The organism is Streptomyces sp. NPDC059371 (assembly GCF_042751995.1).
Taxonomy (GTDB): Bacteria; Actinomycetota; Actinomycetes; order Streptomycetales; family Streptomycetaceae; genus Streptomyces.
Window position 1 is genome coordinate 15,151 of record NZ_JBHYXD010000059.1, and the last position, 5,531, is coordinate 20,681.

Annotated in this window: 6 protein-coding genes; 2 read left to right on the plus strand and 4 right to left on the minus strand. The window is 72.5% G+C overall.

From position 1 onward, the window contains the following. Nucleotides 1-164 precede the first annotated feature (164 nt). Complete coding sequence (locus tag ACFXGX_RS27725) at nucleotides 165-518, minus strand: YciI family protein (protein ID WP_384796062.1); 354 nt, start codon at nucleotides 516-518, stop codon at nucleotides 165-167. 101 nt (nucleotides 519-619) lie between these two features. On the opposite strand from ACFXGX_RS27725, the gene ACFXGX_RS27730 reads away from it, so the two are divergent. Continuing rightward, the gene (locus ACFXGX_RS27730; protein WP_384796064.1) at nucleotides 620-1,693 is read left to right on the plus strand and encodes an acyl-CoA dehydrogenase family protein; all 1,074 of its coding nucleotides are present in this window, start codon (nucleotides 620-622) and stop codon (nucleotides 1,691-1,693) included. Here ACFXGX_RS27730 and ACFXGX_RS27735 read toward each other — a convergent pair. Genes ACFXGX_RS27735 through ssuE form a run of 3 tightly spaced genes read right to left on the minus strand, consistent with a single transcriptional unit; the run spans nucleotide 1,683 to nucleotide 4,626 of the window. Beyond that, nucleotides 1,683-2,825, minus strand: coding sequence for an LLM class flavin-dependent oxidoreductase (locus ACFXGX_RS27735; RefSeq protein WP_384796066.1), 1,143 nt, complete (start codon nucleotides 2,823-2,825; stop codon nucleotides 1,683-1,685). The genes ACFXGX_RS27730 and ACFXGX_RS27735 overlap by 11 nt on opposite strands. A 56-nt stretch (nucleotides 2,826-2,881) precedes the next feature. After that, nucleotides 2,882-4,066, minus strand: a complete 1,185-nt coding sequence (locus tag ACFXGX_RS27740) for an SfnB family sulfur acquisition oxidoreductase (protein WP_384796068.1) — start codon at nucleotides 4,064-4,066, stop codon at nucleotides 2,882-2,884. Nucleotides 4,067-4,071: 5 nt separating this feature from the next. After that, entirely contained in the window at nucleotides 4,072-4,626 is a 555-nt protein-coding gene (gene ssuE, locus ACFXGX_RS27745) for an NADPH-dependent FMN reductase (protein ID WP_384796070.1), read from the minus strand. A 678-nt stretch (nucleotides 4,627-5,304) separates the two neighbouring features. Here ssuE and ACFXGX_RS27750 point away from each other — a divergent pair. Further along, nucleotides 5,305-5,472, plus strand: a complete 168-nt coding sequence (locus ACFXGX_RS27750) for a hypothetical protein (protein WP_339127605.1) — start codon at nucleotides 5,305-5,307, stop codon at nucleotides 5,470-5,472. Nucleotides 5,473-5,531 lie beyond the last annotated feature (59 nt).

Genomic DNA, 5,531 nt, shown 5'->3' on the forward strand with positions numbered 1-5,531 from the left:
CGGCGGTACGCCGGACTCCGCCCACTTCGCCTGGGCCGGGGCTAACGCGTCCTGGACCGCTACCGGGCCGAGGCCTATGCCCCCGTGTACGCGGATCAGGACGGCGACCGCCCGGCCGTACTCGGCGCGGAAGACGGCCTCGACGTCATCGGCGCCGACGGTCATCAGTGCTCGGTCTCGTGGGTGAACGGGCGCACCTCGATCGGGAGCGTCGTCGCCAGGGCCGCCTTGCGCCCCCATGTCAGCGCCGCGTCCAGGTCGGGGGCCTTGATCAGACAGATCCCGCCCAGATACTCCTTGCTCTCCGCGTACGGCCCGTCGGTGACCAGGACGTCGCCGTCCCGGGCCCGCAGCACGGTGGCGGTGTCCGGTCCGTGCAGTCCCCCGGCGAACACCCAGGCGCCGGCCTCGCGCAGCTCCGTGTGGAACACCTCCAGCTTGTGCATGATCTCTTCCAGGACCTCGGGCGCGGGCGGCTCGCCCTGCGGCTGCATCACGCTCAACAGGTAGTACTTCATGATGTGTCCTCCTCGGTGGTCCCACTCGGCGTCTTTCCCCCTACACGAACGGGACGGCGCCGGATCGACACACGCCACGACGACAGCGGGAGATTCCTTCGATGACCGTCCCACCGCATCCTCTCGTCGCCGCGGCCCGGGACCTGGCCTCCCGGGTGCTGGCACCGCTGGCCGAGAAGGTGGACCGGGACGGCGTGCCCGTGAGCAGCGTCGAGGCCGTCAAGCGGTCGGGGCTGCTCGGGATCACCGCGCCGGTCGCGGACGGCGGCTCGGCGGCGCCCGCGGCGGTGGTCCGCGAGACCGCGGAGATCCTGGCCGGGGCGTGCTGCTCGACGTGGTTCGTACAGACCCAGCACCACACGCCGGTGGCGACCCTGGCGAAGAGCGGTCTTCCGGTACGGGAACGTCTGCTGGGTCCGCTCGCCCGCGGTGAGCTGCTGTCCGGTGTCGCCTACGCCCAGTTGCGGGCCCATCCGCGCGTCCCGGTACGGGTCACACGCGAGCGCGGCGGCTGGCGCTTCGACGGGACGGTCCCGTGGTACACCGGCTGGGGGCTGAACGACGTCATGCTGCTGGCCGGGGTGACGGACGACGACGAGGCGCTGTTCGCGTTCACGGAGGCGCGCGAGCAGCCGGGGCTGCGCCCGTCCCCGCCGATGCGGCTCGCCGCGCTCACCGCGTCCCGGACGGTCTCGCTGGAGCTGGACGGGCTGTGGCTGCCCGACGACGCGGTGGCGCTGCGCACCCCGTACGCGTCCTGGGCGGTCACCGACCGGCCCAAGAACACCAATGCCTCACCGGCCGTCTTCGGGATCACCGCGACGGCGATCGGCCTGCTGGAGGACGATCCCTCGGCCGGGGACACGGCGGCCGCGCTGCGGGCGCGACTCGACGAGGTCCGGCGGCAGGCGTACGAGCTCGCCGACCACCCGGTGCCGGCCGAGCGGATCGAGGAGCGGCTGGAGTGCAAGACACGGGCGTACGACGTGATGCGGGCGGCCACCACGGCGGCGGTCGTGGCCGGAGGCGGGCGGGCGATGGATCTGCGCAGTCCTGCCCAACGGCTCGCCCGCGAGGGGATGTTCCTGCTCGTGCAGGGGCAGACGGCCGTGGTGCGCGCCGCGCACCTCGGGTCGCTGGGTTCGCATCCGCGGCCCGGTCCGCTCAGCCGCTGAAGGGCACCTGCGCCGCCGCCGCGGGCGGGGTCGCGAACGGGTGCCGCCACAGGCCACGCGCGGTGAGCCGGGGCAGGACGCCTTCTCCGAACCAGTACGCCTCCTCCAGGTGCGGATAGCCGGAGAGCACGAACTCGTCGATGCCGAGGGCGTGATACTCCCCGATCCGGTCGGCGACCTCCTCGTGGCTGCCGACCAGCGCGGTGCCCGCTCCGCCGCGCACCAGACCGATGCCGGCCCACAGATTGGGGTGGATCTCCAGTCCGTCCCGGCCGCCGCCGTGCAGCGCGAGCATCCGCCGCTGGCCCTCGGACTCGCTGCGGGCGAGCCCCTCCTGCACGGACCGCACGGTCGCCGGGTCGAAGCCGTCGAGGAGCCGGCGGGCCTCCGCCCACGCCTGCTCGGAGGTGTCGCGGGTGATGACGTGCAGCCGGATGCCGAACCGCAGGGTCCGGCCCTCCTTCGCCGCGAGCCCGCGGATCCAGGCGATCTTCTCGGCGACCTGGGCGGGCGGTTCGCCCCAGGTGAGGTAGACGTCTGCGTGCCGGGCGGCGATCTCCCCGGCGATCGGTGAGGAGCCGCCGAAGTAGACCTCGGGGACCGGGTCGGGGACCCGGGCGAGCCGGGCGTCCGCCACCCGGAGGTGTTCGCCGGACAGGTCGACGGTCTTGCCGTCCCACAAGTCCCGGACGATCTCGAGGAATTCGCCGGTACGGCGGTAGCGGGCGTCCTTGTCGAGGAAGTCGCCGTACGCGCGCTGCTCGTGGCTCTCGCCGCCGGTCACCACGTTCAGCAGGAGCCGTCCGCCGCTCTGGCGCTGGAAGGTGGAGGCCATCTGCGCGGCGAGTGTGGGCGACACGAACCCCGGCCGGAAGGCGACGAGGAACTTCAGCCGCTCCGTGTGCTGACTGACCATCGCGGTCGTCAGCCACGCGTCCTCGCACCAGGCGCCCGTGGGGGTGAGGGCGCCGACGAATCCCAGGTCCTCCGCGGCGCGGGCGATCTGGCTCAGATAGGCGACCGTCGGCGGCCGGTCCCGTCCCGATGACGTGGCGGGCGTGCCATGACCACCGCCGACGACATCGCGGCTGTCGCCGTTGGTGGGCAGGAACCAGTGGAAGGTGAGGGACACGGCGGCGTTCTCCGATCGTGGGGGCCTGCTGGGCCGGGGGAACCGTCCGACGGCGGCTAGAGGAGGCCGTGTCGCGGCGGCCTGGTGCCGTTCAGGACGTAGCGGCCGATGTGCTGGATCTTCCAGCGGGCCGGGTCGTGCAGGGTGTGGGTGCGGGCGTCGCGCCAATGCCGGTGCAGGTTCAGCGAGTCGAGTGCCGAACGGGTGCCGGACACCTCGAACAGGGCGTCGGCCACCAGGACGGCGGTGGCGGAGGTGTGCGCCCTGGCGGCGGCCACGGCGATGGACGCCTCGGCCGCGGACGCGTCGGTGAGACCGTCGCGGGCCGCGTCGACCGCGCGGGCCGCGACGCCGAGCAGCGCCTCGGACGCCCGGACCTGGAGGGCGAGTTCACCGAAGCGCTGGATGAGCAACGGGTCCTCGGCCGCGGTGTCCGCACCGCTCTCGAACCAGGGCCGGCTCTTGGTCCGCACGAACTCCACCGCCTCGGCGAGCGCCCCCGCCGCGATCCCGGCGTCGATGGCGGCGTGCAGCAACTGCGCCACCGCACCGTGCAGTTGCGGCTCCCGGAAGGTGAGGTGGTGCGGGACCACCCGGTCGGCCGGAACGACGACGGCGTCGAGCCGGACCGTGCCGCTGGCCGTGGTGCGCTGCCCCATTCCGTCCCAGTCGTCGACGACCGCGACACCGTCGGCGTTCCGTGGGACGAAGGCGACGTGCAGGTTGTCGTCCTCGGCACGGGCCAGGACAGGGATCCAGTCGGCGAAGAGCGCCCCGGTGGAGTAGTGCTTGACACCGGTGAGCCGGTACGAGCCGTCCGGGCGCGCGTCGAGCCGGGTGCGGATGTCCTGGACGTGCGCCGTCCCCGCTTCCGACTGCGCGTTGCCGAACCGCCGCCCCGCCAGGACCTCGGCGAAGAAGAACTCCCGCTGCTCCGGGCTTCCCTGGCGGCGTATCACATTCGTGTACACGAAGTGGTTCTGCGGGATCTGGGCGAGGCTGGCGTCGGCCGAGGCCAGCAGCCGGAAGATCTCGGCCAGGGTCTCCTGGCGTACGTCCGCTCCGCCGTGTTCGGCCGGCACCGTGACGGCGAGCAGACCGGAGGCGGAGAGACGTTCCAACTCTTCGTACGGCAGGCGCCGTTCGGCGTCCCGCGCCGACGCTCCGGGGCGGAACTCGTCGGCGAGGGCGGCGGCGACGGCCAGCGCCTCGGCGTCGTCCGCGATCACCTTGGCGGTCATGGGTGTCAGCCCGTCGCGGCGAGCAGGGGTGTACGGCCCAGGGCCGCGGAGAACTGGTCCACCACCTGGACCAGGGCCTCGGCGCTGCCCGGCGCCACGGTGACGCTCCCGTCCTGGCCCGTGATGATGTCCTTGTCGAGGGTGAACCAGCCCTGCACGATATGGGCCGCCCCCATGGAGTTGAGGACCGGACGGAGCGCGTAGTCCAGGGCCAGCACATGGGCGGTGCTGCCTCCGGTCACCAGGGGCAGCACGGTCTTCCCGGTCAGGGCGTACTGCGGGAGCAGATCGAGCAGGGCCTTCAGGACGCCGGAGTAGGCGGCCTTGTAGACGGGGGTGCCGATGACCACTCCGTCGGCACGGGCGAACAGTTCGGTCGCCTCCACTATGGCCGGGTGCTGGAAGTCCGCGCCGAGCAACGCCTCCGCGGGAATCGTCCGGACGTCGAGGGGGATCACCTCGTGGCCCTGAGCGGCGAGCCGCGCGTCGAGATGGCGCAGGAGCTTGGCGGTGCGGGAGGAGACCGAGGGGCTGCCGGAGACGGACAGGACGGTGGCCATGAATCCTCTTTCGTGAACGGGTTCCGGTGGACGGGTTCCGGGTGAGTGCCGTGAGCGGGCTCGCGGGTGGATTCCGTGACCCGGTTCCGGGTGAGTGGGCGTGACCGGCGTTCCGGGGCGACGGACTGCCGGGGAGCGGTGAGCGAACGGGGACGACGGGCCAGGCTCGCACTGCACGCGCGTGGCTCGCTGGAAAGGGGCCTGAGTCCTGACGGACTCCCGTCCTCCGTGCGGCAGTTCAGCGCATCGTGCGGACCGCGGCGCGGCACACGGGGCTGTTGGCTGTCCGGGACGCGTCGGGGTCCGGGAACTCAGCCGCGATCAGGCGGAGTCCGGGAGCCGGAGCGAGGGCGGGAGACCAGGGCGCGTGCCGGATCACGGAGAGAACAAGCCACCGTGGGCGGACGAACCGCGCGAAGGAGACCCGGGATCGGGGTCGTCAGACTTCGCGGCGACAGAAGGCGCTGCAGACACGCGCGAGGTCGACGTGGCGTCGTCGCGTGAGGTCCAGTCGCTTCTTCATACGGAGATCGTCGCAGCCCAGGGCGAGGACAGTCAAGGAACGACGGTCCGGTCTCGCATCCCGGACCATGACATGTCTCGGCGAAAGCCGGGCAAGCGGAATCCACGGGACTCGGCACTCCGGGTCCGACGTCCGAGCTGGAGGTGTCTGCCGCCATGGGCACAAAGGTGCTGGAACGATTTCCCGCCGGTGCACCTCGTGGATCCTGGACCGCGGAGGAGTACGCGGCCCGGCGCAGGACCGAGGGCCTGAAGGCGACGGTCGTGATGGACCTGAACTCGGACGCATTCCTCGTGGTCGTTCCGGCCGGCGACGAGGACTGAGCCGGACCACGCGGCGGGGGGCGCGCCCGCGGCGCCCGGGCGGGCCCGCGCCCGCGGCT

Bases quoted from the DNA above. Each gene is read 5' to 3' on its own strand.
- ACFXGX_RS27725 (WP_384796062.1), bottom strand. From the start codon at position 518: ATGAAGTACTACCTGTTGAGCGTGATGCAGCCGCAGGGCGAGCCGCCC.
- ACFXGX_RS27730 (WP_384796064.1), top strand. From the start codon at position 620: ATGACCGTCCCACCGCATCCTCTCGTCGCCGCGGCCCGGGACCTGGCC.
- ssuE (WP_384796070.1), bottom strand. From the start codon at position 4,626: ATGGCCACCGTCCTGTCCGTCTCCGGCAGCCCCTCGGTCTCCTCCCGC.
- ACFXGX_RS27740 (WP_384796068.1), bottom strand. From the start codon at position 4,066: ATGACCGCCAAGGTGATCGCGGACGACGCCGAGGCGCTGGCCGTCGCC.
- ACFXGX_RS27750 (WP_339127605.1), top strand. From the start codon at position 5,305: ATGGGCACAAAGGTGCTGGAACGATTTCCCGCCGGTGCACCTCGTGGA.